This is a genomic window from Streptomyces sp. NPDC092296 (genome assembly GCF_044755465.1).
Classification (GTDB): Bacteria; Actinomycetota; Actinomycetes; order Streptomycetales; family Streptomycetaceae; genus Peterkaempfera.
In genome coordinates this window covers 141,516-166,589 of sequence record NZ_JBIVRB010000013.1, presented here as the reverse complement: position 1 = coordinate 166,589, position 25,074 = coordinate 141,516, and the positions used below count along the sequence as shown (strand labels likewise).

General features: G+C 73.8%; 25 protein-coding genes. 9 read left to right on the top strand and 16 right to left on the bottom strand.

The annotated features are described in order from the left end of the window. Positions 1 to 214, top strand: a 214-nt coding sequence (locus ACIQGZ_RS23925; protein ID WP_402605101.1) for a hypothetical protein, incomplete at its 5' end; no start/stop codon positions are given. Between the two features lie 267 nt (positions 215 to 481). Here the strand turns inward: ACIQGZ_RS23925 and ACIQGZ_RS23920 are convergent. Genes ACIQGZ_RS23920 through ACIQGZ_RS23910 form a run of 3 tightly spaced genes read right to left on the bottom strand, consistent with a single transcriptional unit; the run spans position 482 to position 2,465 of the window. Further along, a complete protein-coding gene (locus ACIQGZ_RS23920) occupies positions 482 to 1,315 on the bottom strand; it encodes a DUF3710 domain-containing protein (RefSeq protein ID WP_402605098.1) in 834 nt (277 codons plus the stop codon). Continuing rightward, a complete protein-coding gene (gene dut, locus ACIQGZ_RS23915; protein ID WP_402605095.1) occupies positions 1,312 to 1,836 on the bottom strand; it encodes a dUTP diphosphatase in 525 nt (174 codons plus the stop codon). Before dut ends, ACIQGZ_RS23920 begins: the two co-directional genes overlap by 4 nt. Then, positions 1,833 to 2,465 carry a PaaI family thioesterase gene (locus ACIQGZ_RS23910; RefSeq protein WP_402605092.1) on the bottom strand — a complete coding sequence of 211 codons (633 nt, stop codon included), beginning with the start codon at positions 2,463 to 2,465 and terminating at the stop codon, positions 1,833 to 1,835. Before ACIQGZ_RS23910 ends, dut begins: the two co-directional genes overlap by 4 nt. Positions 2,466 to 2,578: 113 nt before the next feature. On the opposite strand from ACIQGZ_RS23910, the gene ACIQGZ_RS23905 reads away from it, so the two are divergent. Then, entirely contained in the window at positions 2,579 to 3,040 is a 462-nt protein-coding gene (locus tag ACIQGZ_RS23905) for a DUF3093 domain-containing protein (protein WP_402605089.1), read from the top strand. 19 nt (positions 3,041 to 3,059) lie between these two features. Here the strand turns inward: ACIQGZ_RS23905 and ACIQGZ_RS23900 are convergent, their stop codons facing one another. From ACIQGZ_RS23900 to ACIQGZ_RS23880, 5 genes are all read right to left on the bottom strand, one after another. Next, positions 3,060 to 3,953, bottom strand: coding sequence for a hypothetical protein (locus ACIQGZ_RS23900; protein WP_402605086.1), 894 nt, complete (start codon positions 3,951 to 3,953; stop codon positions 3,060 to 3,062). 21 nt (positions 3,954 to 3,974) lie between these two features. After that, positions 3,975 to 4,274: a DUF4193 domain-containing protein gene (locus tag ACIQGZ_RS23895; RefSeq protein WP_402605083.1), complete on the bottom strand. Its 300-nt coding sequence runs from the start codon at positions 4,272 to 4,274 to the stop codon at positions 3,975 to 3,977. Positions 4,275 to 4,751: 477 nt separating this feature from the next. Beyond that, complete coding sequence (locus tag ACIQGZ_RS23890; RefSeq protein ID WP_402605081.1) at positions 4,752 to 5,723, bottom strand: acyl-ACP desaturase; 972 nt, start codon at positions 5,721 to 5,723, stop codon at positions 4,752 to 4,754. A 210-nt stretch (positions 5,724 to 5,933) separates the two neighbouring features. Then, a complete protein-coding gene (locus ACIQGZ_RS23885) occupies positions 5,934 to 7,253 on the bottom strand; it encodes a sensor histidine kinase (RefSeq protein WP_402605079.1) in 1,320 nt (439 codons plus the stop codon). 13 nt (positions 7,254 to 7,266) lie between these two features. Further along, a complete protein-coding gene (locus ACIQGZ_RS23880; protein ID WP_402605076.1) occupies positions 7,267 to 7,920 on the bottom strand; it encodes a response regulator transcription factor in 654 nt (217 codons plus the stop codon). A 546-nt stretch (positions 7,921 to 8,466) separates the two neighbouring features. On the opposite strand from ACIQGZ_RS23880, the gene ACIQGZ_RS23875 reads away from it, so the two are divergent. Continuing rightward, positions 8,467 to 8,652, top strand: a complete 186-nt coding sequence (locus tag ACIQGZ_RS23875) for a hypothetical protein (RefSeq protein WP_402605073.1) — start codon at positions 8,467 to 8,469, stop codon at positions 8,650 to 8,652. Positions 8,653 to 8,872: 220 nt separating this feature from the next. Here the strand turns inward: ACIQGZ_RS23875 and ACIQGZ_RS23870 are convergent, their stop codons facing one another. Continuing rightward, on the bottom strand, positions 8,873 to 9,688 hold the full coding sequence (locus ACIQGZ_RS23870; protein WP_402605071.1) for an inositol monophosphatase family protein: 816 nt from the start codon (positions 9,686 to 9,688) through the stop codon (positions 8,873 to 8,875). A gap of 68 nt (positions 9,689 to 9,756) precedes the next feature. Beyond that, a complete protein-coding gene (locus ACIQGZ_RS23865) occupies positions 9,757 to 10,926 on the bottom strand; it encodes a ferrochelatase (RefSeq protein WP_402605069.1) in 1,170 nt (389 codons plus the stop codon). Between the two features lie 157 nt (positions 10,927 to 11,083). Between ACIQGZ_RS23865 and ACIQGZ_RS23860 the strand changes: the two genes are divergently transcribed. From ACIQGZ_RS23860 to sepH, 3 genes are all read left to right on the top strand, one after another. Then, positions 11,084 to 12,325, top strand: a complete 1,242-nt coding sequence (locus ACIQGZ_RS23860; protein WP_402605126.1) for an MFS transporter — start codon at positions 11,084 to 11,086, stop codon at positions 12,323 to 12,325. Continuing rightward, positions 12,285 to 13,625, top strand: a complete 1,341-nt coding sequence (locus ACIQGZ_RS23855) for a D-arabinono-1,4-lactone oxidase (RefSeq protein WP_402605067.1) — start codon at positions 12,285 to 12,287, stop codon at positions 13,623 to 13,625. The genes ACIQGZ_RS23860 and ACIQGZ_RS23855 overlap by 41 nt, the downstream gene beginning before the upstream one ends. A gap of 496 nt (positions 13,626 to 14,121) precedes the next feature. Continuing rightward, on the top strand, positions 14,122 to 15,186 hold the full coding sequence (gene sepH / locus ACIQGZ_RS23850) for a septation protein SepH (RefSeq protein ID WP_402605064.1): 1,065 nt from the start codon (positions 14,122 to 14,124) through the stop codon (positions 15,184 to 15,186). 77 nt (positions 15,187 to 15,263) lie between these two features. Here the strand turns inward: sepH and ACIQGZ_RS23845 are convergent, their stop codons facing one another. Next, on the bottom strand, positions 15,264 to 16,115 hold the full coding sequence (locus ACIQGZ_RS23845) for a sulfurtransferase (RefSeq protein WP_402605061.1): 852 nt from the start codon (positions 16,113 to 16,115) through the stop codon (positions 15,264 to 15,266). A gap of 164 nt (positions 16,116 to 16,279) precedes the next feature. On the opposite strand from ACIQGZ_RS23845, the gene ACIQGZ_RS23840 reads away from it, so the two are divergent. Beyond that, on the top strand, positions 16,280 to 17,059 hold the full coding sequence (locus tag ACIQGZ_RS23840; RefSeq protein ID WP_402605058.1) for a VOC family protein: 780 nt from the start codon (positions 16,280 to 16,282) through the stop codon (positions 17,057 to 17,059). A gap of 18 nt (positions 17,060 to 17,077) precedes the next feature. Here ACIQGZ_RS23840 and ACIQGZ_RS23835 read toward each other — a convergent pair whose 3' ends face one another. The 4 genes from ACIQGZ_RS23835 to ACIQGZ_RS23820 form a co-directional block, all read right to left on the bottom strand. Continuing rightward, positions 17,078 to 17,743, bottom strand: a complete 666-nt coding sequence (locus ACIQGZ_RS23835; RefSeq protein WP_402605055.1) for a thymidine kinase — start codon at positions 17,741 to 17,743, stop codon at positions 17,078 to 17,080. 54 nt (positions 17,744 to 17,797) lie between these two features. Then, on the bottom strand, positions 17,798 to 19,000 hold the full coding sequence (locus tag ACIQGZ_RS23830; protein ID WP_402605052.1) for an alkaline phosphatase family protein: 1,203 nt from the start codon (positions 18,998 to 19,000) through the stop codon (positions 17,798 to 17,800). A gap of 19 nt (positions 19,001 to 19,019) precedes the next feature. After that, the gene (locus ACIQGZ_RS23825; RefSeq protein ID WP_402605049.1) at positions 19,020 to 19,610 is read right to left on the bottom strand and encodes a DUF5998 family protein; all 591 of its coding nucleotides are present in this window, start codon (positions 19,608 to 19,610) and stop codon (positions 19,020 to 19,022) included. Between the two features lie 109 nt (positions 19,611 to 19,719). Beyond that, on the bottom strand, positions 19,720 to 22,563 hold the full coding sequence (locus ACIQGZ_RS23820; RefSeq protein WP_402605046.1) for a GNAT family N-acetyltransferase: 2,844 nt from the start codon (positions 22,561 to 22,563) through the stop codon (positions 19,720 to 19,722). A 120-nt stretch (positions 22,564 to 22,683) separates the two neighbouring features. Here ACIQGZ_RS23820 and ACIQGZ_RS23815 point away from each other — a divergent pair, with 120 nt between their 5' ends. After that, a complete protein-coding gene (locus ACIQGZ_RS23815) occupies positions 22,684 to 22,962 on the top strand; it encodes an HPr family phosphocarrier protein (RefSeq protein ID WP_402605044.1) in 279 nt (92 codons plus the stop codon). A gap of 215 nt (positions 22,963 to 23,177) precedes the next feature. After that, the gene (locus ACIQGZ_RS23810; protein ID WP_402605041.1) at positions 23,178 to 23,444 is read left to right on the top strand and encodes a hypothetical protein; all 267 of its coding nucleotides are present in this window, start codon (positions 23,178 to 23,180) and stop codon (positions 23,442 to 23,444) included. 7 nt (positions 23,445 to 23,451) lie between these two features. Here ACIQGZ_RS23810 and ACIQGZ_RS23805 read toward each other — a convergent pair whose 3' ends face one another. Then, positions 23,452 to 24,645: an RtcB family protein gene (locus ACIQGZ_RS23805; RefSeq protein WP_402605038.1), complete on the bottom strand. Its 1,194-nt coding sequence runs from the start codon at positions 24,643 to 24,645 to the stop codon at positions 23,452 to 23,454. Between the last annotated feature and the right edge of the window lie 429 nt (positions 24,646 to 25,074).

Here is a 25,074-nt window from a genome sequence, read left to right as displayed (position 1 = left end):
AGGCTCCTCCGGGCGCTTCCCTTCGGTTTCACCAGCTTATCAGACCCGCTTACCGCGTTTCCGACCCCCGCTGGCGGGGTTCCTGCATTTCCTTCGGCCTTTCGGCGCTTTCCGACTCTATCAGATCGCTCTGACCGTCTTCCCGCGCTTCCCGGCCTCGGGAGGCTTTGCCGGGGCGGGCTTTTCGGCCCGTTCCGACGAGATGAAACCCTAGCGAAGAGAACCGATCCGGTCTAATCGCCGCCTTTCCCGAATTCCGCACACACGGCCGCACGCAGCGGGCCGCGTTCGCGGAGGATGAGAAAGGGTTCGCCGCCCCGGGTCCGCCCGCACGATCCGTGCGTCCGGTGCTCCCTGACGAGCGACCGTGGAACTCTACGACCGCGACGGCGGCGAAGGCAAATCCGCCGGGCCGCCGGACGCGGCGGTGCCCCGGGCGCCTCCGCTGGGGGAGGCTGCCCGGGGCACCGAAGGATCGGGGTCAGCGGACCTCGGTGATCTCCGGACCGCGGTCGAAGGGGTTGAGGACCGTCCCGGAGAAGCGGGCCTCGCCCTCTCCCTCGGCCTGCTGGCCGGCGCCGCCGTCCGCCACCATCTGGGCGTCCTCGGGGAGCTTGAGCACGATCGGGTCGCGGGGGGCCATCGGGGCCTCGCCACGGACCACCACCGTCTCCCGGAACACCCGCTCCAGGACGTCGGCGGTCTCCGGCTGCACGGCGGCCTGGCCGGAGATAACACCCCGGAGGAACCAGCGCGGGCCGTCGCAGCCGACGAAGCGCACCAGCTGGACGCCGTGCGTGCCGTCGGGCAGCTGGACCGGCACCTGGGCGCGGAGGTGCCAGCCGAGCGGGCCCTCCTCCTCGTCGACGATGCCGCCCTGCTGGGTGATACCGCCGGCGATCTCCTCGCGGACCTCGCCCCAGATGCCCTCGGACTTCGGCGCGGCGAACGCCTGCAGCTGGATGGCGCTGCTGCCGAGCACCAGGGTCGCGGCGACGATCGAGTCGCCGGCCACCTCCACCCGGAGCTCCATCCCCTCGACACCCGGGATCAGCAGGCCGCCGAGGTCGACCCGGCCCTCTTCGGGGCTCTCCAGCTCGGACACGTCCCAGGGGCCGTCCGGACGCGGCGCGGGCGGCAGTCCGACCCGGTCGGTCGGGTCGGCCTCGGCGAGGTCAGCGCCGTCGGACGCCGCTGCACTGTCTGTGTCGGAGGCACCCTCGACGTCGTCGACATACTCATCGACGCCAGGGGCGTCCTCGGCGAGCTGCTCGACAGCGTCCTCGCTCTTGTTGCGACGACGGAACACGGTCACTGTCCTTCCCGGTCGGGGGCCGACGTGAATACCTGCCCGGCCGCGGGCATGCTAACCGCGGCATGGCCTCCCGTCGACCCGAAGCCCCCATCGGCACGGGCCGATCCGGGCAGCTCGGCCACCTCGTGGAAACGCGCCCGCTCGACCTGCTGGACGACCAGCTGGGCGATACGGTCCCCACGGCGGAAGCCGACCTTCTCCCGAGGGTCGAGATTCACGACGATCACCTTGATCTCACCACGGTACCCGGCATCCACCGTTCCCGGGGCGTTCACCAGCGCGACGCCGCACCGCGCGGCCAGGCCGGACCGGGGGTGGACGAAGGCCGCGTAGCCGTCGGGCAGCGCGATGGCGATACCGGTGGGCAGCACGACACGCTCACCGGGTGCCAGCTCGGCGTCGACGGTGGTGAGCAGGTCGGCGCCCGCGTCCCCCGGATGCGCGTACGAGGGCAGCGGCAGGTCGGGGTCGAGTCGGCGGACCAGGATGTCCACCGGGTGCCGGTTCTGGGCAGGGCTCACGGGTTCACCTCGAAGGCTCGGGCACGCTTGAGGACATCGGGATTCTCCATGGCGGCCTTGATGTCCTGAGGCCGCCCGTTGGCGGTGAAGTGCTCCAGGGAGACCTGGACGAAGAGCGCCTGGGCCCGGATGGCGACCGGGCCGTCGGGAGCGCCGATCCGGCCCTCGGCCGTGCAGTAGATCTTACGGCCGTGTATCCCGGTGACCCTGGCGTGGATGTGCAGGACGGTGTCGACCGGCACCGGTCGTATGAAGTCGGTCTCCAGCCGCCCGGTCACCGACGCGGTGTGCAGGATCCAGTTGAGCGAACCCAGCGCCTCGTCCATCGCGCTGACCAGCACCCCGCCGTGCGCCAGCCCGGGGCCGCCCTGGTGGGCCGGCTTGACGGTGAACTCGGCGTTCACCTCGACGCCCTCGCCGGCCCTGGCCACCAGGTGCAGGCCCTGCGGCTGCTGCGGACCGCAGCCGAAGCAGTGCTCGTAGTGGGAGCCGAGCGGCGTGCCCGGAGCCGGGGCGTCCGGGTGCCGTACGGCGGGCCTGGCGTCGGGCGGCGGCGTGGTGGCGGGCCGCGCTCCGGCCTGGTCTGGGGCCCGGAGCCCGGCGGCCTCGGGTGGAGTCGGTCCGGTCACAGGCGCTGACCCTACCGTCGGCCGTGCCCGCTGCGCCCGTACCGGTGGCGCGCCGACGGCGGTGGGGGGCGGCGGTGGGGGGCGGCGGTGATCGCGGGCATGGAGCGCCCACAATGGAGCCCATGTACGACGAACGCCTTACCGCGCCGCGCTCCTGGTGGCTGCTGCCCGTCGGCGCCGGTCTCTCGCTCGCGCTGATCCTGCTGCGATTCAGCGGGGTGGCCGCGCTGATCGCCCTGGTGGCCGGGGTGGTGCTCGGTGCGGCGGCGCTGAGCAGCTACGGCTCGGTCCGCATCCGGGTGGTGCAGGGGTCACTGGTGGCCGGTGACGCCCGCATCCCGGTGGGGGCGCTGGGCGCCGCGCAGCCGCTGGACCCGGCCGAGACGGTGGCCTGGCGCACGGTGAAGGCCGATCCGCGGGCCTTCATGCTGCTGCGCTCCTATGTGCCGACGGCACTGCGGGTGGAGGTCAGCGACCCCGAGGACCCCACGCCGTACGTCTATCTGTCCACCCGGACGCCGGAGCGGCTGGCGGCGGCCCTGGAGGCCGCCCGCGCCGAGCAGAAGCCCGCCTGAGCGCCCGGGGCAGGCCGCTTCAGGGGCGGCGGTCGTCCGGGCCGGACGGGGGCCGGGCGGCGGCCCAGTAGCCCTCCTGGTCCGGGGGGCGCCCGCGCAGGTCGTCGCGGACCTTCTGGGCGAGCCTGCGGGTGTCCCGGCTGTTGACCCCGGCGCCGATGCCGGCCCCGATCAGCAGCGGCGTGAGTGAGGGCACCTTGCGCAGGCTGCTGCGGGTGAGCCTGCGGCGCAGCTGCTGCTTGAGTTCGCCGCTGAGGCGCAGCGCCGTCATGCCGACCGGGCGGGTGAGGTCGATGCCGCGCCGGTTGGTCCAGGCGTTCACATAGGCGCCGGCCCGGTCGGTGGCGCCGCCGGGGGCGCGGACGCCGTAGACCTCGTGGAGCTCCGCGATGAGTTTGATCTCTATGGCGGCGACGGCGAGCGTCTCGGCGGCGATCTCCACCGGCATCGCGGGGGGTGTCGGCATCATGGCCGCCGCTCCGACGCCGGCCCCGACGGCCGCCGAGGCGCGGACCGCGCCGGTGGTGAGGCGGTCGGCGAGCTGTTCCCGGTCGGCCGCCGAGGGGTGCTGGTCGCGCAGGGTGGCCAGACTCCGTACCGGGATGCGGGGGGCCGCGTCGAGCAGCCGGTCGCTGAGCGTCCGCATCCCGACGGTGGCACCACGGGCCGCCGTGCGGCCGCCGCGCCCCACACCTCGGGCCAGGACGCCTGCGAGCGAGGCCAGACGCTGGCGGCCTCGCTCGCGGGGGTGGGACGGGTCCGCCTCGGCGGGACCGTCCCAGTGCTCCATCTCCGCGGCGATCGATGCGATCTCGTCCGCCGCCTCCTCGGCCGCCTGGTCGGCGGCCTCACCTGCCGCCGGCTCCGATGTCCGGAACCGGTCGGCGCTGCTGCGTCTCCGGATGCGTGCCATGACTCTCCGGTTACCCGCCGATCAGGCGGCGCAGTCCCTGCAGATCGGGTTGCCGTTCTTCTCGGCGGCCAGCTGGCTCCGGTGGTGGACCAGGAAGCAGCTCATGCAGGTGAACTCGTCGGCCTGCCGGGGCAGGACCCGGACGGACAGCTCCTCGTTGGAGAGGTCCGCGCCGGGCAGCTCCAGGCCCTCGGCCTGCTCGAACTCGTCGACGTCCACAGAGCTGGACGTCTTCTCGTTCCGGCGGGCCTTCAGTTCCTCGATGCTGTCCTCGTTGAGGTCGTCATCGGTCTTGCGTGGTGTGTCGTAGTCAGTAGCCATTTATCGCTCTCCCCCTCCGGGTGTCTGCGGTATCTCCAGCGCTCGTAACGCATGAGGGGCCGGTCTTGTGCCCGTCCCGAAGCGGAGATTTTGCCTTACTTCAAGGCCTGTTACTCAATCGACACCCAACCCCGCCCCGAAGAGGTGATGGTGTGCGGTGTCGGCGGAGGGTCGTGGCGGGCTGCGGAGCCGGGTCCGCGCGCGCCCCTAGATGCACTTACCGTGATCACTGCCTGCGGAAACGTCCTGGTGGAAACCCTGGCGAAGCCGACGAAACCCGGTCCGCCCGAAGGCGGTCGGGGAGCGGCGGCGACAGGGCCGCCCGGCAGGACGGTCACCTTGGGTGACATCGGCCGTAGCGGGCTCCGTCACGTCGTGCTTGCAGGCGGATACTATAGGCGATTCGCTGTGAGCTTGGTCACCATGGCGTTCTGTCCGGACAAAAGCTGAGAAGTCCGCTGCTGGGTGATGAGTATGTCACTCCTGGTTGCGGGCGGCGCGGCGGGCCAGGAAGGCGGCGCGGCGCTCGTCGAAGCGGGTGGCCTGGGTGTCCAGACCCTCCAGGAAGAAGCCGAGCTCCTGCTGGGCCTGCTGCCCCTCGGGGCCGAGGCCGCCGATCTCCATCACCTTGAGGTGGCGCAGCACGGGCTGGAGTACGTCGTCGTGGTGGATGCGCAGGTTGTAGACGCCGCCGATGGCGATCTGGGCGGCCGCGCGCTCGAAGCCGGGCATGCCGTGGCCGGGCATCCGGAAGCCGGTCACCACGTCGGCGACGGCCCGCATGGCCTGGTCGGGGGCCAGTTCCAGGGCGGCCAGCAGCAGGTTGCGGTAGAAGACCATGTGCAGGTTCTCGTCGGTCGCGATGCGGGCCAGCATCCGCTCGCAGACCGCGTCGCCGGAGGTGTGGCCGGTGTTGCGGTGCGAGATGCGGGTGGCGAGCTCCTGGAAGGCCACGTACGCCACCGAGTGCAGCATGCTGTGCCGGTTGTCCGACTCGAAGCCGGCCGACATGTGCTCCATGCGGGCCCGCTCCAGGGCGACCGGGTCGACGGCGCGGGTGGTCAGCAGGTAGTCGCGGATCGCGATGCCGTGCCGGCCCTCCTCGGCGGTCCAGCGGTGCACCCAGGTGCCCCAGGCTCCGTCGCGGCCGAACATGGTCGCGATCTCGTGGTGGTAGCTGGGGAGGTTGTCCTCGGTCAGCAGGTTGACCACCAGCGAGACCCGGCCGACGTCGGTGAGCCCGGACTGCTCGGGGGCCCATGCCTCGCCGCCCAGCACGCCGTCGAAGTCGCGGCCCTGGCTCCAGGGCACGTACTCGTGCGGCATCCACTCCTTGGCCACCTTCAGATGGCGGTTGAGCTCCTGCTCGACCACCTCTTCGAGGGCTTGCAGCAGCCGGGCGTCGGTCCAGGTGGTCGATCCGCTGCGCTGGGTGGGGGCTGTGGTCACGTCGGCAGGCTCCTGCGGTCGGGGCGACCTACGGGTGCGTAGGTTACGCCACCGTAAGTTGAAGCACCCGCAAATGACAAGCGGCCGTGACTCCGGTCGGCGGCGGCCGCCACCGGCCTGCGGGCAGCACGCCGCCGCCCCCGGGAGCGCGGTGGCTCCCGGGGGCGGTGCGAGGGAGTTGTGCGGGCCCGTACGGGCGTCGGACGCCGGTCAGGCGCCGGGGATGCGCACCCGCATCAGCAGGCCGCCTCCCGGGCGGGGAACGGCCTCTATGGAGCCGCCGTGCGCCCGGACCACCGAGCGGACGATGGACAGCCCCAGGCCGACGCCCTTGTCGCTGCGGGTGCGCTCGGCGCTCTTGACCCGCCGGAACGGCTCGAAGATGTGCTCCATCTCGTACCCGGGGATGACCGGGCCGGTGTTGGAGACCACCAGCTCGCCGGCGCCACCGGGGACCACGGCCGTGCTGACCTCCACCCAGCCGTCCGGCTCGTTGTAGCGGACGGCGTTCTGGACCAGGTTGAGGGCGATCCGCTCCAGCAGTACGCCGTTGCCGGAGACCGCGACCTCGCCCAGCGCGGCGCGCAGCTCCACCCCGCGGGTCGCCGCCTCCGCCCTGGTCTGCTCCAGCGCCTGGGCGGCCACCTCGGAGAGCTCGACGGGCCGCCGGTCCACCAGCTCGTTGTCGCTGCGGGCGAGCAGCAGCAGCCCCTCCACCAGTTGCTCGCTGCGCTCATTGGTGGCGAGCAGCGTCTTGCCAAGCTGCTGGAGGTCGGGCGAGGCCTCCGGGTCGGAGAGCTGCACCTCCAGCAGGGTGCGGTTGATCGCCAGCGGGGTACGCAGCTCGTGCGACGCGTTGGCGACGAACTTGCGCTGCGAGTCGAAGGAGCGGTCCAGCCGGTCGAGCATCTCGTCGAAGGTGTCCGCCAGCTCCTTGAGCTCGTCGTCGGGGCCGTCCAGCTCGATCCGGCGGTGCAGATCGGAACCGGCCACCTCGCGGGCGATCCGGGTGATCTTGCCCAGCGGGCTCAGCACCCGGCCGGCCACCGCGTAGCCGAACGCGAGGGCGGCCACCGCCAGGCCGATCAGTACGGTGATCGACTTGCGCAGCAGCGAGTCCAGCGCCTTGTGCTGGGCCTGGGCCTGCCAGTCCGCGACCATCTGCTGGAACTCGTGCGGGGTCCAGGTCTGGCCGGTCCGCGAGTTCACCACCGGGAGGTTCTCCGGGATGGTGCTGAGCGGCAGCTCGGCGCCGACCTGGAGCGCCTGCCGGGCCAGCATGTAGATCACCAGCACCAGCAGGACGCCGGCCAGCAGGAACATCCCGCCGTAGAGCAGGGTGAGCCGCATCCGGATGGTGGGCCGGAACGGCAGCCAGCGCAGTCCGATGCGGGGGGTGTACGGCGGCGGGGTGGCCGGTGGCGGCACCACCGGGTGCGGCGGGTGGCTCGGTCGCGGCGGCAGGCCCCGGGAGGCCGGGCCCGGCACGGCGGTGGACCCGCCGGGCGCGGTGGGGGGTGGGGTGGCCATGGGAGTCCCCCTGTCAGATCCGGTAGCCGGAGCCCGGGACCGTGACGATCACGGCGGGCTCGCCGAGCTTGCGGCGCAGGGTCATCACGGTGACCCGGACCACGTTGGTGAACGGGTCGGTGTTCTCGTCCCAGGCCTTCTCCAGCAGTTGCTCGGCGGAGACCACGGCGCCGTTGGCGCGCAGCAGCACCTCCAGCACGGCGAACTCCTTGGGGGCCAGCTGCACCGGGCGGCCGTCGCGGGTGACCTCACGGCGGCCGGGGTCCAGCGAGATCCCGGCCCGCTCCAGAATCGGCGGCAGCGCGGTGGTGGTGCGGCGGCCGAGGGCCCGCACCCGGGCCACCAGTTCGCTGAAGGCGAACGGCTTGGGGAGGTAGTCGTCGGCGCCCAGCTCCAGGCCCTCCACCCGGTCGCTGATGTCCCCGGCGGCGGTCAGCATGATCACCCGGGTCGGCAGACCGGAGTCGACCACCGCGCGGCAGACGTCGTCGCCGTGGACCAGCGGCAGGTCGCGGTCGAGTACGACCACGTCGTAGTCGTTGACGCCGACCCGTTCCAGGGCGGCCTCGCCGTCGTACACCACGTCCACCGCCATCGCCTCGCGGCGCAGGCCGGTGGCGACGGCTTCGGCGAGCAGCTGCTCGTCCTCGACGACGAGTACCCGCAAGGCGGTCTTCCTTCCTCCTGGCCGGGGCGGCGGGAGTGCCGCCACCGGACGCGTTGGGCCGCCGGTGCCGTCCGCGCGTGCCTGCGCGCACTGGCAGGCCGGCACCCGGTGGCGCGGGGCCCAGCGGCCCCGCAGGCCGGGCGGACGGCACCGACGGTGCCTCCATCCTGCCTCGTCCGGGTGTAAAGCAGTGGTAAGCGGGCACTCGGACGGACGCGGTGACCCCGGCGGACGAGGTCGCCCGGCCACTCCACCCCGTCGGTCCGGCAGAAGCCTCTGGCATTTGCCGGCAGAATCGAGGTTTCCGCGCCGTTCGGGGTGGGGAGGACGATTGCAACCCGCGATCGCGCCGCTCGGCGGCGGTTCGCACCCACCCGCAGTGCGATACGCGACACCACCGCACCGGGTCAGGGAACTGAACGTCTGCGGTCACGGCCCGTCGGGCCGGGGCCGTGCCGGGCACCGCCAGTCGGCGGGCCCACTCGCCGGTCCCAATGCCGCATCCCGAAGCCCGGGGTCGCCCGAACATCCCTAGGGGGTCTGCCGATGGACGCCTTCACCGCCGGTATCCTGCAGCGCATACGGAAGACCGAGCAGGACCTGAACCGCGCCTTGGAGTCGGGAGACGACTTCCTGGCCGAGGTGGAGCAGTCCGAGCTCGACGACCTCCGCCGCCTGGCCGCCGAGCACGGCGTCAGCGTCTCGGAGGAAGCGCTGCCCAGCGGCGCCTGAATCCCGCGTCACCCGGCCCGCGCGGCCGTCGGGTCCGTTGCGCGTACCCGGCCGCTTACGGGCGGGACGCGAGCCTGTCCGCGCCACCGGGACCGCCCGGTGACGCCGTCGTACGCCGGAGTGCATCCGGCGTACCTCCCCGTGTGAATCACGAGTGCGTCGAGTGTGTCCCGAGGCCCCGGTCACGTCAGCGTGCCCGGGGCCTCGGGTGCGTACCCGGTCAGTCGTGCCAGGCGCCCAGCTCGTCCAGCAGCGCCTGGAGCGGCTGGTGCAGCCCCGGGACGGCGGTGACGGCGAGCTCGCCGGACGGCTCCTGGCCCGGCCGGCCGCCGGACAGTGCGCCTGCCTCGCGGGCGATCAGTACGCCCGCCGCCATGTCCCAGGGCTGGAGGCCGCGCTCGTAGAAGGCGTCCAGCCGGCCGCAGGCCACGTCGCACAGGTCCACCGCCGCCGCGCCGCCGCGCCGGATGTCCCGCACCTGCGGGATCAGCGCCCTGGCGACCTCGGCCTGGTGGTCGCGGACGCTCTGCACATAGTTGAAACCGGTGGCGACCAGCGCCTGACCGGGCGCGGGGGCGGGTCGGCAGTGGATGCGCCGCCCGTTGAGGTACGCGCCCCCTCCCGCGACGGCGTGGAAGGTCTCGCCGCGCGCCGGTACCGCCACCACGCCGGCCACCGCCCGCCCGTCGACCTCGGCGGCGATGCTGACCGCCCAGGACGGCAGGCCGTAGAGGTAGTTCACCGTGCCGTCCAGCGGGTCGACCACCCAGCGGACGCCGCTGCTGCCCGACCGGCTGGCGCCCTCCTCACCGAGCAGGCCGTCATCCGGCCGACGGGCGGAGATCAGCCCCATGACCAGCCGCTCCGAGGCGGTGTCCATCTCGGTGACCACGTCGATCGGGCTGCTCTTGGTGGCGGCGACGCCGAGGTCCGCCGGGCGGCCGTCGCGCAGCAGCGCACCGGCCTGCCGGGCCGCCTCCAGGGCGATCTCCAGCAGCTCGGCGGCCTCGGGTGCCTCGGGGGCGGGCTGGGTCATGGGGAGTGGTCCTCCTGGGGCTCGGCGGTCAGGACTGGGGTTCGGCGGTCAGGACTGGGCGGCGGCGGTCAGGACTGGGCGGCGGCGGGGCGGGGCGCACGCGGGTTGGGGCAGCAGTCGACCGGGCAGACGTCGTGGCTGGCCCCCAGCGCGCCGAAGGCGCAGCGCTCGGGGCGCGCGCCGCGCTCGGTCGCCGCGCGCTCCAGCACCAGCTCGCGCACCGCCGCGACGAAGCGCGGGTCGGTGCCCACGGTGGCCGCGCGCGCCATCGGCAGCCCCAGCTCGGCCGCCTTGGCGTGGGCCTCGGTGTCGAGGTCGTACTTGACCTCCATGTGGTCGGAGACGAAGCCGATCGGCACCAGCACCGCCGCCGGGGCGCCGTCCTGGTGCAGCGCCTCCAGGTGGTCGCAGACGTCCGGTTCCAGCCAGGGGGTGTGCGGGGAGCCGCTGCGGCTCTGGTAGACGAGCTCCCAGTGCCGGCCGATGATCCCGGTGGCCTCAGCAACCGCGCCGGCCACCAGCCGGGCGACGTCCAGGTGCTGGGCGACGTACGCGCCGCCGGGCCTGCCCCGGGCCGGGTCGTCCGGGGCGCCGGAGCTGTCGGCCATGGCGGTGGGGACGGAGTGGGTGGTGAAGACCAGGTGGGCGGTGTCGCGCACCTCCTCCGGCAGCTCGGCCAGCGCGATCAGGGTGTTCTCCACCATGGGGCCGACGAAACCGGGGTGGTTGTAGAAGTGCCGCAGCTTGTCGACCCGGGGCTCGGGGACGCCCTCCGCGCGCAGCTGGGCCAGGGCGTCGGCGAGGTTCTCCCGGTACTGGCGGCAGCCGGAGTATCCGGCGTAGGCGCTGGTGGCCAGGGTCAGGATGCGGCGGTGGCCGGCCTGGGCCATCTCGCGGAGGGTGTCCACCAGGTACGGCGTCCAGTTGCGGTTGCCCCAGTGGACCGGCAGTTCCAGGCCGTGCCGGGCGAACTCCGCGCGCAGTGCGGCGAGCAGCTCGCGGTTCTGCTCGTTGATCGGGCTGACCCCGCCGAACCGGAAGTAGTGCCGGCCGACCTCGACCAGCCGTTCCTTGGGGATGCCGCGGCCCCGGGTGACGTTCTCCAGGAACGGCACCACGTCGTCCGGGCCCTCGGGCCCGCCGAAGGAGAGCAGCAGCAGTGCGTCGTACGGCGCGGCGTCGGGGGCCTGCGCGGGGCCGCCGGTCACGGCGCCGCCGGAAGTGCGCGAGTCGGACATGGGACCGATCCTGCCACTGCGCGCCGGGCGGGCGGCGGCAGGGCCGCGCCGTACCGGGGCGGGGGACGGGGTCGCGGTAAACGGTTTGCCGCCCTTCGTAAGCTGTGTGAGCGAATCACATTCCTTACCGGAGTCACCGGAGCCCCTGTTGCCGTCCCTGCTGTCGACCTACCGCCAGATATTCGCCGCCCCCGGCAGTCTGGCCTTCTCCGCCACCGGGCTGGTCTCCCGGCTGCCCATCTCGATGACCGGCATCGGCATCGTGACCATGCTCGCCCAACTGCGCGGGGCCTATGGGCTCGCGGGCGCGGTGACGGCGACCCTGGCGCTGGCCGCGGCGGTGCTCGGCCCGCAGGTGTCGCGGCTGGTGGACCGGTACGGGCAGCGGCGGGTGGCGCTGCCGGCGGTCGGGCTGAGCGTGCTGTTCACCGCGGCGCTGCTGCTGTGCGCGCGGCTGGCGGCGCCGGACTGGACGCTCTTCGTCTGCGCGGCGGGGATGGGCGCGATGCCCAGCATGGGGTCGATGGTGCGGGCGCGCTGGGCGCACCTGTACCGGGGCGAGCCGTCGCTGCTGCACACCGCGTACTCCTTCGAGGCGGTGATGGACGAGGTCTGCTTCATCGCCGGGCCGATCATGTCCATCGGCCTGGCCACCGCCGTCTTCCCGGAGGCGGGCGTGCTGCTCGCCGCGATCTTCCTGACCGTCGGGGTGGCGCTCTTCACCGGGCAGCGGCGCACCGAGCCGCCGGTGCATCCGCCGGAGCAGCACGTCGGCGGCTCGGCGATCCGGTCCAAGGGCCTCCAGGTGCTGGTGCTGACCTTTGTGGCCACCGGTGCGATCTTCGGCTCGGTGGAGGTGGTCAGCGTGGCGTTCGCCCAGGAGCAGGGCCACACCGCGCTGTCCAGCGTGGTGCTGGCGGTGTACGCGCTGGGGTCCTGCCTGGCCGGGATCGTCTTCGGGGCGCTGCGTCCCTCCGGCCCGATGTCGCGGCGCTTCCTGGTGGGCGTGTCGGTGATGGCGGTGAGTATGCTCCCGCTCCTACTGGTAGGAAACCTCGTGGCCCTGGCGGCGGCGCTGTTCGTCGCCGGGCTGTCGATCTCCCCGACCATGGTCACCACGATGGGCATGGTGGAGCGGTTGATCCCGGCCGCCAAGCTCAACGAGGGGATGACCTGGACGATCACCGGGCTGGCCGTCGGCGTGGCGGCGGGCTCGTCGGTCGGCGGGTGGACGGTGGACCGCGCGGGGGCCTCGGCCGGGTACTGGGTGCCCGTGGTGTCGGCCTCGCTCGCCATGGTCACGGCGTTCCTCGGCGTGCGCCGGCTGCGGTCGGCACCGGAGCAGCAGGAGGCAGCGCGTGTCGAAGGCGACGAGCGGGAGCCGCAGCGGCGCTCCTGAGCCGGCCCGGTGGAGCAACTGGGCGGGCAACCAGAGCGCCGGGCCGAGCCGGGTGGTGGCGCCGTCCTCGGCGCGGGAGCTGGCGGCGGCGGTGCGGCAGGCGGCGGCCGACGGGCTGACGGTCAAGGCGGTGGGTGCCGGGCACTCCTTCACCTCGATAGCCTCCGCCGAGAACGGCGTGCTGATCCGCCCGGACCGGCTGACGGCGGTGCGGCGGGTGGACCGCGAGGCGGGCACCGTGACGGTGGAGTCCGGGCTGCCGCTGGAGCGGCTGAACCGGCTGCTGGAGGCGGCCGGCCTCTCGCTGACCAACATGGGCGACATCATGGTGCAGACCGTCGCCGGGGCGACCAGTACCGGCACCCACGGCACCGGGCGGGACTCCGGGTCGCTGGCGGCGCAGATCCGGGAGCTGGAGATCGTGCTGGCGGACGGTACGGTCACCCGCTGCTCGGCCGCCGAGAACGCCGAGCTGTTCCAGGGCGCCCGGCTGGGGCTGGGGGCGCTGGGCGTGGTCAGCGCGCTCACCTTCGCGGTGGAGCCGCTCTTCCTGCTGACCGCCCATGAGCGGCCGATGCGGCTGGACGAGGTGCTGGCCGACTTCGACCGGCTGACCGAGGTCAACGAGCACTTCGAGTTCTACTGGTTCCCGCACACCGACCGGTGCAGCACCAAGAGCAACAACCGCAGCCCGGGGCCGGCCACCCCGCTGCCGCGCTTCCGGGAGTGGCTGGACGACGAGTTCCTCTCCAACACCGTCTGGGAGGGGGCCTGCCGGGTCGGGCGGCGCTTCCCGGCCGCCATCCCGACCATCGCCCAGGTCTCCAGCCGGGCCTGGTCCGAGCGCACGTACACGGATGTGGCGTACAAGGTCTTCACCAGCCCGCGGCGGGTGCGCTTCGTCGAGATGGAGTACGCGGTGCCGCGCGCCGCCGCGACCGCCGTGCTCCGTGAGCTGCGGGCGCTGGTGGAGCGGTCCGACTGGCGGATCAGCTTCCCGGTGGAGGTGCGTACGGCGCCGGCCGACGACCTCTGGCTCTCCACCGCGAGCGGGCGGGACACCTGCTACATCGCGGTGCACCTGTACCGGGGGACGCCGGACCGGGGGTACTTCGCCGAGGTCGAGCGGATCATGACCGCCCATGAGGGGCGCCCGCACTGGGGGAAGCTGCACACCCGGGACGCCGAGTACCTGGCGTCGGTCTACCCGAGGCTGGGCGATTTCACCGCGCTGCGCGACCGGGTGGACCCCGAACGCCGATTCGGGAACGGCTATCTGCGCCGCGTCCTGGGGTCGTGACCGATTCCGATTGCAGTATGTCCGCAAAGGACGACAGAGCTGGCGGATACTGCACTCCAATTGGCCGAAAGGTGTGAAGATGATCACCATCCTTCGGTCGGCGGTCGGCCATCGGAGTGGTGGCCCTTGAGATTCCACGGATTCGCGGGAGACTTGAGCAGCGGGCCGAGCCTCCCGGGCGCCACCAATGGAGTACTGTTTGTGGAGTCTGGCCGCATGCTGCTCGACTGTCCGTCAGCCCGATGGCGAGGGACGGTCGATGGAGAAGGTGGAGGGCGGCACTCGTCCCGGGGCCGCAGGCTCCCGGCTGGGGCGGGACGCGCCACCGGATCGATGTCCGGAGGCGTCCGAGGCGCGGCGCCGACCGGCGGTGCCGCAAAGAGGTAACCGTGCCACAAAGCGTGCCGAGGCCAGCCGCGACACGCCGTAGAAGTCTGCAATGTTGTGGCCAGCCGCCCGTCGGCAGGCCACACTCGTTACGGGAGCAGCGACGCAGGTGACGTCGGCAGGCACCACCCGGGAGGTAACCGTGCCCGAACTGCGTGTCGTGGCTGTCAGCAATGACGGCACACGACTGGTGCTCAAGGCTGCCGACAGCACGGAGTACACCCTCCCCATCGATGAGCGGCTGCGGGCCGCCATCCGGGGTGACCGCCCTCGGTTGGGTCAGATCGAGATCGAGGTGGAGAGCCACCTCCGCCCCCGCGACATCCAGGCACGCATACGAGCGGGCGCCACCGCCGAGGAGGTCGCGCAGCTGGCCGGCATCTCGGTGGACCGGGTCCGCCGCTTCGAGGGTCCGGTGCTGGCCGAGCGGGCGTTCATGGCCGAGCGGGCACGCAAGACGCCGATCCGGCGGCACGGCGAGAGCACCGGGCCGCAGCTGGGCGACGCGGTGCAGGAGCGGCTGACGCTGCGCGGCGCCGACAAGGACAGCGAGCACTGGGACTCCTGGCGGCGCGACGACGGCACCTGGGAGGTGGTGCTGGAGTACCGGGCCGAGGGCCAGCACCGCAGGGCCGGCTGGACGTACGACCCGCCGCGCCGACTGGTGCAGCCGACCAATGACGAGGCCCGCGCGCTGATCGGGGAGTCCCCGGAGCGCGGCGGCGGCGAGGACCCGGTCTTCCCGTTCGTGCCCAGGATCGCCCGGCTGCCGCAGGAGCGCACCGCCCGGCCCGCGCTGGAGCGGCCGTCGGCGGACCGGATCATGGAGCGCCCGGCGGCGACGGCGGAGGCGCGCGACTCGCTCACCAGCCTGCTGGACGTGGTGCCGAGCTTCCGGGGCGACCTGGTGGTCGACCCGACCGAGGAGACCGTCGAGCAGAACGAGCCGGACGAGCCCGCGGCGGCTGCCACGGCCGCGCCGGCGGCGAGCGCGGGCGCCGGCTCCGCGTACGCGGACATCCTGATGCCGCGCGCGGTCTCCCCGCACCGGGACCGGCTGGTCGGCACCACCGACCGGCAGGCGGAGGCGGACGGCGTGCGTCCCGGGCGGCGGGCGACCGTGCCGAGCTGGGACGAGATCGTCTTCGGCAGCCGCCGCAAGAAGCAGGACTGACGGCCTGGCGGCTGACGGCAGGGCGGGTCGCTCCGGGTGGCGCGACCCGCCCTGCGCCGTATCAGGCGGCCGGGCCGTCAGCCCGGCTGGGCGCCGGTCGCGGCCGGGCGGTCCGGATCGGCCGACCACTCGCTCCATGAGCCCGGGTAGAGCGCCGCGCTGAAGCCCGCCGCCTCCAGGGCGAGCACCTGGTGCGCCGCGGTCACCCCGGAGCCGCAGTAGACCCCGGTCGGCGCCTGCTCCACCCCCAGCTCGCGGAAGCGGGCGGCCAGCTCGTCGGCGGGCAGGAAGCGCCCGTCCGCCGCCAGATTGCCGGTGGTGGGCGCGCTCACCGCGCCGGGGATGTGCCCGGCGCGCGGGTCCACCGGCTCGGTCTCGCCCCGGTAGCGCTCCCCGGCGCGGGCGTCCAGCAGCAGGCCGGAGCGGGCCAGTCGGGCCGCCTGGTCCGCGTCCAGCGTCGGCATCGCACCGGGCTTCGGGACGAAGTCGCCGTCGCCGTCCGCCGGGACCTCGGTGCTCAGCGGCAGCCCGGCGGCGGTCCAGCCGGCCAGGCCGCCGTCCAGCACCCGGACCCGGTCGTGCCCTGCCCAGCGCAGCAGCCACCAGGCGCGGGCCGCCGAGGTGGCCGGGCCCGCGTCGTACACCACCGCGTCGCGGTCGGCGGACACCCCGGCGCGGCGCAGCGCGGCGGCGAGCACCTCCGGGTCGGGCAGCGGGTGGCGGCCGTTCGGACCGGGCGGGGCGGCGAGTTCGCGGTCGAGGTCGATGTAGTGGGCGCCGGGGAGGTGGCCGGCCCGGTACTCCTGCTCGCCCGGCGGGCCGCCGAGCTGCCAGCGCACATCGAGCAGCGCGGGCGGCCGGGAACCGCGCAGCGCGGTGGCGAGTTCGTCGGCCGCGATCAGGGGGTAGGGGGTGTGGTGGCTGTCCATGGCCGCCATTGTGCTCCGGCGCGAGGGCGGTGGTGTCGACGTCGATACTTTTGAGGCTCTTTGCCCGGGTGGCCGCGCGGCCCGGAGCAATGTCCCGGCGGATGGTGGCACCATCCGTCCTGGGGTCCCCCCACGCCGGACGGTATGCCCTGGAGGAGCCGCCGATGACTGCTGTGACTACCCGGTGCGCGCAGGGTTCGCCCTGCTGGGTGAGCCTGATGGCGCGTGACCTCGGCGCCGCCCAGGAGTTCTACGGGCCGCTGCTGGGTTGGGAGTTCACCGCCGGGCCGGTCCGGCTCGGCCGGTATCTGCGGGCCACCCTGGGCGGGGTGCCGGTGGCCGGGCTCGGGCTGCTGCCGCCGGGGCTGGGGTTCCCGGTGAGCTGGACGACGTACTTCGCCGCCGACAGCACCGACGAGTTGGCGCAGCGCGTCCGGGCCTGCGGCGGCACGGTGGCGGTGGGCCCGCTCCAGGCGGACGAGGCGGGGCGGGTGGCGATCGTCTCGGACCTGTCGGGGGCGGTCTTCGGGTTGTGGGAGGGTCAGGAGCACGCCGGGTGGCAGGCGGTGGGGGTGCCGGGGGCGCCCGCCTGGACGGAACTGCTGACGCCGGAGGTCGGGGCGGCGGCGGCCTTCTACGGGTCGGTGTTCGGGCATCAGGTGGCGCGCGTCGGCCCGCAGGCGCCGGCGCGCTGCGAGGCGGATGCGCTGCTGCGGGTGGACGGGCGCCCGGTGGCGGGCATCCGGGGCGCGGCCGGGCTGCGTGGCGGGCCGCCGCGCTGGCGGGTCCAGTTCGCGGTGGCGGACGTGGCGGCGGCGGCCGGGGCGGCGGTGGAGCTGGGCGGCCGGGTGCTGGCCGGGCCGCAGGAGTCCCCGTACGGGTGGCTGGCGCGGCTGTCGGACCCGGAGGGCGGGCACTTCACGGTGGTGCAGTCGGGCGCCTGACGTACGGTCAGGGGATGGTCAGGACAGCTGGGCGGCGCCGGGGTCGAAGGGCAGCACGTCCGGGGAGAGCGCGGCGGCGCGGGCGGTGGCGGCGGTCATCCGGCGCCGGTGGTGGCGGCGGCAGAGCACCTCGTAGCCGATCTCGGCCTCGCTGACGGCCACATCACCGATCACCACCTGGGCGCCCTCGACCACCATCACGCCGCCGACGGTGCGGGCGTTGTGGGTGGCGCGGGCGCCGCACCAGCACAGTGCCTCGACCTGGAGCACCTCGACCCGGTCGGCCAGCTCCACCAGCCGCTGGGAGCCGGGGAAGAGCCGGGTGCGGAAGTCGGTGGTGATGCCGAAGGTGTAGACGTCGATGTCCAGCTCGTCGACGATCCGGGCCAGCTGGTCCACCTGGTGGGCGGCGAAGAACTGGGCCTCGTCGCAGATCAGGTAGTCGACGCGGCCACCGGCCGAGAGCAGCTGGACGACATGGGCGTGGAAGTCCAGTCCGTCGGTGACCTCCACCGCGCCGGTGGCCAGGCCGAGCCGGCTGGAGAGGGTCGCCGCGCCGGCCCGGTCGTCGCGGGTGAAGATGACGCCCTGCCGGCCCCGGGCCGCGTGGTTGTGGTCCATCTGGAGGGCAAGGGTCGACTTGCCGCAGTCCATCGTCCCCGAGAAGAACACCAGCTCGGCCATCGGGAGTGCGGAAACCTTTCGTGGAGGGGGGTGCCTGCCGCTGCGGCACCGGGATCAGCGGCGGACCTCGAGGAGCGGGACGAACTGCTCGACCGGGGTCATGGACCCGTGCAGGCCGACCATCCGGGACTCCCCCGGCTCGCTGCGCGAAGCGGTCACCGCGATGTCGTCGCAGGCCGCCGCGACCACGTCACCGATCCGCCGGTACACCCGCTCGTCCACGACCGGGCCGAACCAGCCCGCCGCGATGGCCTGGTCCCGGGTGGCCACCCACATCCGGTCACCGAGCACCTCGCTCCAGACCGCGTGCACGTCGGCGGCGGCACCGGGCACCGCGTAGACGTGCCGGGCCCGCCCCTCGCCGCCGAGCAGGGCGACGCCGGCGCCCAGCTCCCAGTCCTCGTCGAAGTCGATCCGGTCCTCCGGCGCCACGTCGATCATGCCGTGGTCGGCGGTGACGTACAGCGCGGAGCGCGGCGGCAGCTGCTCGGCGAGCCGCTGCGCCAGCCGGTCGACGGTGTTGAGCATCATCCGCCAGTCGTCGGAGTCGACGCCGTAGCGGTGCCCGGCGCCGTCCAGCTCGCTGACGTACGTGTAGACCAGCGCCCGGTCGGCGGCGCCCAGCCGCTCGGCGGCCAGGTCCATCCGCTCCTCGCCGCTGAACCGGCCGAAGAAGGTGCCGCCGGAGAGCGCCACCCGGGTCAGCGGGGTCTGCGCGAACGCCGGCGAGCTGACCTGGCAGGTCTCCACCCCGGCCGCCTCGGCGTGCTGGAACACCGTGGGGTACGGCTGCCAGCGGTGCGGGTCGACCGGCGGCTGCCAGCGCAGCTGGTTCATCAGCCGGTCCTCGCCGGGGATGGCCACCGTGTAGCCGGCCAGCCCGTGCCTGCCGGGCGGCAGCCCGGTGCCGACCGAGGCGAGGCTGGTGGCGGTGGTCGCCGGGAAGCCGGCGGCCAGCGGACGGCCGGTGCCGCCCAGCGAGCTGCCGAGCAGCGAGGTGAGGAACGGCGCGTACTGGGGGTGGGCGCGCAGCAGCTCCCAGCCCAGCCCGTCGACCAGGAAGACGCAGACCCGGTCGGCTGGCTCCAGCGCCAGGCCGGGCGCGTCGCCGGAGTCGTACGGGGGTGTGCCGAGGCCGGCCGCGACGGCGGGCAGCAGGTCCGCGAGGGTGGCGCTGCCGTACGGGGGCACCGGGGCGGCGGCGGGGTCGAGGATCTCGAAGTGGTCGGGCGACGGAAGCGGCAGGGAGTTGGTCATCGAGCGGTGCGATCCGGCCTCAGGCGCCCTGGGCGATGGTGGCGTCGGACAGCGCTCGGGCGAACAGCAGCGCCTGGGCGACCGTCTCCGGGCCGTCACCGGCCTCGCTCACCCGCAGCGACAGGTCGTCGGCGGTGGCCGAGCCGGTGTAGCCGTGGTCGGCGTCGCAGTTGGGGTCGGAGCAGCCGGCGGGCTCCAGGTCGAGCCGCTGCACGGCGCCCCAGCCGATGGTGAGCACCACCTCGCGGGGCAGCGTGCCGGGGGTGTACGTCTCGGGGTTGGCGACCACCCGGCTGAGCACGACCGAGGCGATCCGGCCCAGCCGCACGCTCTCGGTGGAGGTGGTGGCGTACGGCACCGGGGAGGTGTCGTCGGCGGCCTGCTCGTCGGTGTGGCTGACGATGAACCGGGTGGCGGTGAGGACCAGCACCGTCACATGGCGCCGCACCTCGTTGGCGTCGAAGGTGGTCTCCTGGTGGACCAGGTAGGAGCCGATCGGCTCGCTGCCCACCGCGGACTCCACTGCCTCGGAGACCAGGGCGGGGTAGTAGCCGCTGCGCTCGATCGCGGAGCGCAGGCCCTGCGTGGTGGTCGTGCCGGTCTTCGCCATGTCTCCATCCTGGCATGTCCGAGCGCGGCTGCGGGCCGCGTGGACAGGGCTCGGCCCGGATACGTCCGGACGTCGGGGGTCGGGCACCGAGGGGCGCCGCCCAGGAAGGCTACAGCTTGCTCATGCTGCGCGGTCCCAGATCGCTGCGCGCGGGCAGCGGGGCGACCCGGACGCGGGCGGCGAGTACGGCCAGGCCGTGCGGGGCGACGACCACCGGCTCCAGCTCGACCGAGGCGACCTCGGGCAGGTCGTCGACCAGCCGCGAGACCCGCAGCAGCAGCTCTTCCAGGGCGGGGGTGTCCACCGGGTCGGCGCCGCGCCAGCCGAACAGCAGCGGTGCCGCCCGGACCTCGCGGACCAGCTCGGCGGCGTCCCGGTCGGTGGCGGGCAGCAGCCGGTGGGCGAGGTCGCCGAGGAGTTCGGCGGGGGCGCCGGCGATGCCGAAGGAGAGGATCGCGCCGACGGCCGGGTCCACGGTGGCGGAGACCACGGTGTCCACTCCGCGCGGCGCCATCGGCTGGACCACCAGCTGGGCCTGGGCGGCGCCGCCGAGCAGCGCGTCCAGCTCGCGGTGGGCGCGGCGCAGCTCCGCCTCGCCGGTGAGGTCCAGCCGGACGCTGCCCAGGTCGGGGCGGTGGCGCAGATGTCCGGCGGTGGCCTTGAGCGCCACCGGGTAGCCGAGGGTGGCGGCGGCGCGGGTGGCGGTGTGCTCGTCGGGGGCGGGCAGTGAGCGGACGACGTGGATGCCGTAGTCGGCGAGCAGTCCGGCGGCCGCGTCGTCGTCCAGGGCGATCCGGGCGCCGGACTGGGTGCGGGCGGCGGCCGCGGTGCGGGTGGAGAGGGCGGCCAGCACCCGGGCGCGGGCGGCGGCCTCGTCGATGCCGTCCAGTTCGGGGACGCGGGCGGAGCTCTCGGCGGCGACCGTGGCGCGGCGCCAGGCGGCATAGCGGACGGCGAGGGCGAGGGCGCGGACGGCGCGTTCGGGGGCGGAGTAGGCGGGGACGGTGCCGGGGAGGACGGCGCCGGCCGGGTCCAGTCGGCGCAGCCGGGCGGGCAGGTCGGTGAGGGCCAGGTGGGCCAGGAGCAGCGGCTTGCCGACGGCGCGGGCCCGGTCGGTGGCCTCGGCCAGGGCCTCCGCGATGGCGGGGGCGTCGGCGGTCAGCTCCGGGTCGCCCCCGGTGCTGCCGAACAGGGTGCTGCCGGGGAAGGCGGGGGTGCCGATGGGCGGGATGGCCACGGTGACCACGGCGTCGACGGCGGGGTCGTCCAGCGCGGTGGCCAGGGCGATCCGGAAGTGGTCGCCGGTGGCGGCGGTGGTGAGGTCGACCGGGGTGCGGGGGCGCAGTCCGGCGCTGAGGCAGGCGTCGTGGGTGAGCAGGCCGAGGGAGTCGGAGTTGCCGATGATGGCGATCCGGTCGCCGGGCGGCAGTGGCTGGTACGCCAGGAGTTCGCCGGTGTCGTACAGCTCGGTGATGGTGTCGACCCGGACCACGCCTGCCTGCTGGAAGAGGGTGTCGACGGTGGCGTCGCGCAGGGCGGAGGCGGTGGAGGGCACGGCGTGGCCGGGCGGGACGCTGCCGGTGTGGCGGCCGCCCTTGACCACCACCACGGGCTTGGTGGCGGCGATCCGGCGGGCGATCCGGGTGAACTTGCGGGGGTTGCCGAAGGACTCCAGGTAGAGCAGGACGACATCGGTGGCCGGGTCCTCCTCCCAGTACTGGAGCAGGTCGTTGCCGGAGACGTCGGCGCGGTTGCCGACCGAGGCGAAGGAGGAGATGCCGATGGCGCGGTGGTGGGCGCTCTCCAGCAGGGCGGCGCCGATGGCGCCGGACTGGCTGAAGACGCCGAAGCCGCCGGCCCGGGGCAGCAGCGGGGAGAGGGAGGCGTTCAGCGGTGCGTCGGCGGCGGTGTTGATCAGGCCGAAGGCGTTGGGGCCGATGACCCGCATGCCGGCGGCGCGGGCCTGGCGGACCAGCTCCCGCTGCTGCTCCCTGCCGTCCGGGCCGGTCTCGGCGTAGCCGGCGGTGACCACGACCAGGCCCTGTACGCCGTGGGCTCCGCAGTCGGCGACGGTGCGGGGTACGGCGGCGGCGGGTACGGCGAGGACGGCGAGGTCGACCGGGGCGGGGAGGTCCAGGACGGAGCGGTGCACGGGCATGCCGTCGAGCTCGGTGCCGGGCGGGGCGGCGCTGTTCACCGCGTAGACGGCGCCGGGGAAGCCGGAGGCCCGCAGGTCGCGCAGCAGGGTGCGGCCGACGGCGGCGGGGTTGCGGGAGGCGCCGACGACGGCGACCGAGCGGGGGGCGAGCAGCCGCTGTACGGACCGGGCTTCGGCGCGGTGCTCGCGGGCGCGCATCACGGCGAGGGAGGCGTCGGTGGGTTCCAGGTCGAGTTCGAGGTGGACGACACCGTCGGCGTAGCTGCGCTGCTGGGTGTAGCCGGCGTCCGTGAACACCTTGATCATCTTGCGATTCTCGGGCAGCACCTCGGCGGCGAAGCGGCGGATGCCGCGCTCGCGGGCGACGGCCGCGATGTGCTCCAGCAGGGCGGAGGCGACGCCCCGGCCCTGGTGGGCGTCCTGGACCAGGAAGGCGACCTCCGCCTCGACCGCGCCGGACTCGGCGTCGGCGGGGCGGCCGGTGGCGTCGATCCGGTCGTAGCGGACGGTGGCGATGAACCGGTCGCGGACCACCACCGCCAGACCGACCCGGTTGACGTAGTCGTGGTGGGTGAACCGCCGCACGTCGCGGTCGGACAGCCTGGGATAGGGGGCGAAGAACCGGAAGTACTTGGACTGGTCCGACACCTGGCCGTAGAACTCCACCAGCCGGTCGGCGTCGTCCGGGGTGATCGGGCGGATGCGGGCGGTGCCGCCGTCACGCAGCAGGACGTCGGCCTCCCAGTGCTGCGGGTAGGCCCGCGCGGGGTCTGCGGGTGCGGCTGAGTGGTCCACCCTGCCAGGCTATCCGGGCTGCGGGGTGGGGGCCGCCGGACGTGCGGGCGGCGGCCCGCACCCATGCAACACTGGTCTAGACAACACCGCGCCCCTGGCTCCACCCGGAAGGCACCACTCATGGCTGAGCGTCGCGTCACCGTCGGCTGGCCCGAGGGCCTGCACGCCCGTCCCGCCTCCGTCTTCGTACGCGCGGCCACGGCGACCGGCGTCCCGGTGACCATCGCCAGGCCCGGAGGCGCCCCGGTCAACGCCGCCTCGATGCTCGCCGTGCTGACCCTGGGCGCCCGGGGCGGTGACGAGGTCGTACTCGCCGTCTCCACGCAGGACGCGGAAGCGGCCCTGGAGCGGCTGGCCACCCTGGTCCGCGACGGGCTGGACGAGCTGCCCGCCGCCTGACGCCCGCCCGCTCCACCCGACGGGTCGCCGGTGCCGGCCGCCCCGACCGGCTGACCATCGCTCTGCCTCCCGTCAGACCGATCGCGGTTCGATCGCGGTTCCATCGACGCCCTCCCCATGGCCGCCGACCGCCGCGCCCCCTGGCGGAACTGCGGCGCATCCTGCGCCCGGGGGCTCGGGCGTTCTTCACCTGCGGCGAGTGGCACGGCCCCGAGGTGCCACCGCACCGGCGCGGCGGACCCCGCTGGGCGCCGCTGATCGCGGAGGCCGGCCTCGACCTGGTCGGCACCCGCATCGACCACGGGCAGCGGGAGCGGTGGCTCGCCCTCTACGCCCTCTGGCTCGACCACGAGGCCGAGCTGCGGGAACGCCTCGGGGACGACACCGCCGAACAGCTGCTCCGGGAGGCCCGCAGCGGCCCCGAGGTGCAACGGCCCAGCCGCCGGGCGCTGCAACTGACCGCCGAGCGCCCGGTCACGTGATGGTGCGTCAGCCCTTGACGCAGACCAGCTGCTTGAGCTGGGCCACCACCTCGACCAGGTCGCGCTGCTGGTCGATGACCTTCTCGATCGGCTTGTAGGCCCCGGGGATCTCGTCCACCACGCCACTGTCCTTGCGGCACTCCACACCCCGGGTCTGCTCCTCCAGGTCCTGGGTGGTGAAGCGCTTCTTGGCGGCGTTGCGGCTCATCTTGCGGCCGGCGCCGTGCGAGGCGGAGTTGAAGGCGTCGGTGTTGCCGAGGCCACGGACGATGTACGAGCCGGTGCCCATCGAGCCGGGGATGATGCCGTAGTCACCGGAGCCCGCCCGGATGGCGCCCTTGCGGGTGACCAGCAGATCCTGGCCGTCGTACCGCTCCTCGGCCACATAGTTGTGGTGGCAGGAGATCACCTGCTCGAAGGTGACGCCCGCCCGGCGGAACTCCCGGCGGACGACGTCCTGGAAGAGGGCCATCATGATGGCGCGGTTCTTCTTGGCGTACTCCTGTGCCCAGAACAGGTCCTCGCGGTAGGCGGCCATCTGCGGGGTGTCCGCGACAAACACCGCCAGGTCGCGGTCGACCAGGTTCCGGTTGTGCGGCAGGGAGCGGGCGACGCCGATGTGGTGCTCGGCCAGCTCCTTGCCGATGTTGCGGGAACCGGAGTGCAGCATCAGCCACACCGAGCCCGCCGTGTCGAGGCAGAACTCGATGAAGTGGTTGCCGCCGCCCAGCGAACCCATCTGCGACAGCGCCCGCTCCCGGCGGAACCTGACCGCCTGCGCCAGGCCGTCGAAGCGCTGCCAGAAGCCGTCCCAGCCGGCCGTGGGCAGGCCGTGCAGGCGGCTCGGGTCGACGGGGTCGTCATGGCCCTGACGGCCGACCGGGATGGCCTCCTCGATCTCGGAACGCAGGCGGGAGAGGTCATCGGGCAGGTCACGGGCGGTGAGCGAGGTCTTGACCGCGCTCATCCCGCAGCCGATGTCCACGCCGACGGCGGCCGGGCAGACGGCGCCCTTCATGGCGATGACGGAGCCGACCGTGGCGCCCTTGCCCAGGTGGACGTCGGGCATCACGGCGAGGCCGCTGATCCAGGGCAGCGAGGAGATGTTGCGCAGCTGCTGCATGGCCTGGCCCTCGACGGCGGCCGGGTCGGTCCACATGCGGATCGGCACCCGGACGCCGGGAACCTCGGTGTACGACATGGTTGAAACGACCTCCAAGGTCGGATGGCCCACTTGCGAGAGTGCCACGCGAGAGTCCGGCGTGGCTCGGGAAGGCTGTGCCCCCAGGGGGGTGTGCGCCGCAGGGACGCCCCCGCTTCCCCCGTGCGCGGAGGCGGCCCTGGGCGCTGTGTGGTGCGCGTCGGCGGTGTTACCGCCGGGTGCGCACCGGGGACGGCGCGGTTCGGCGGAGCCCCGGGGAGCGGCGAGTGCTGGAACAGCGCCCGCTCGGTGTCTCGACCCGCATGGCTTCCGCCTCCCTTCGCCGTGTTCGGGAGCGGCGCTGCCGGTCCCGGGCCCGTGTACCGGGCACGGGACCTATCTACCCACGGCGGCGCGGCGGCGCGCAACGGAATTGCCGAGAAGTGACGGGAACCTTCGGAGCTTGCGGCCCCTCTGTCTTGAGGGAGC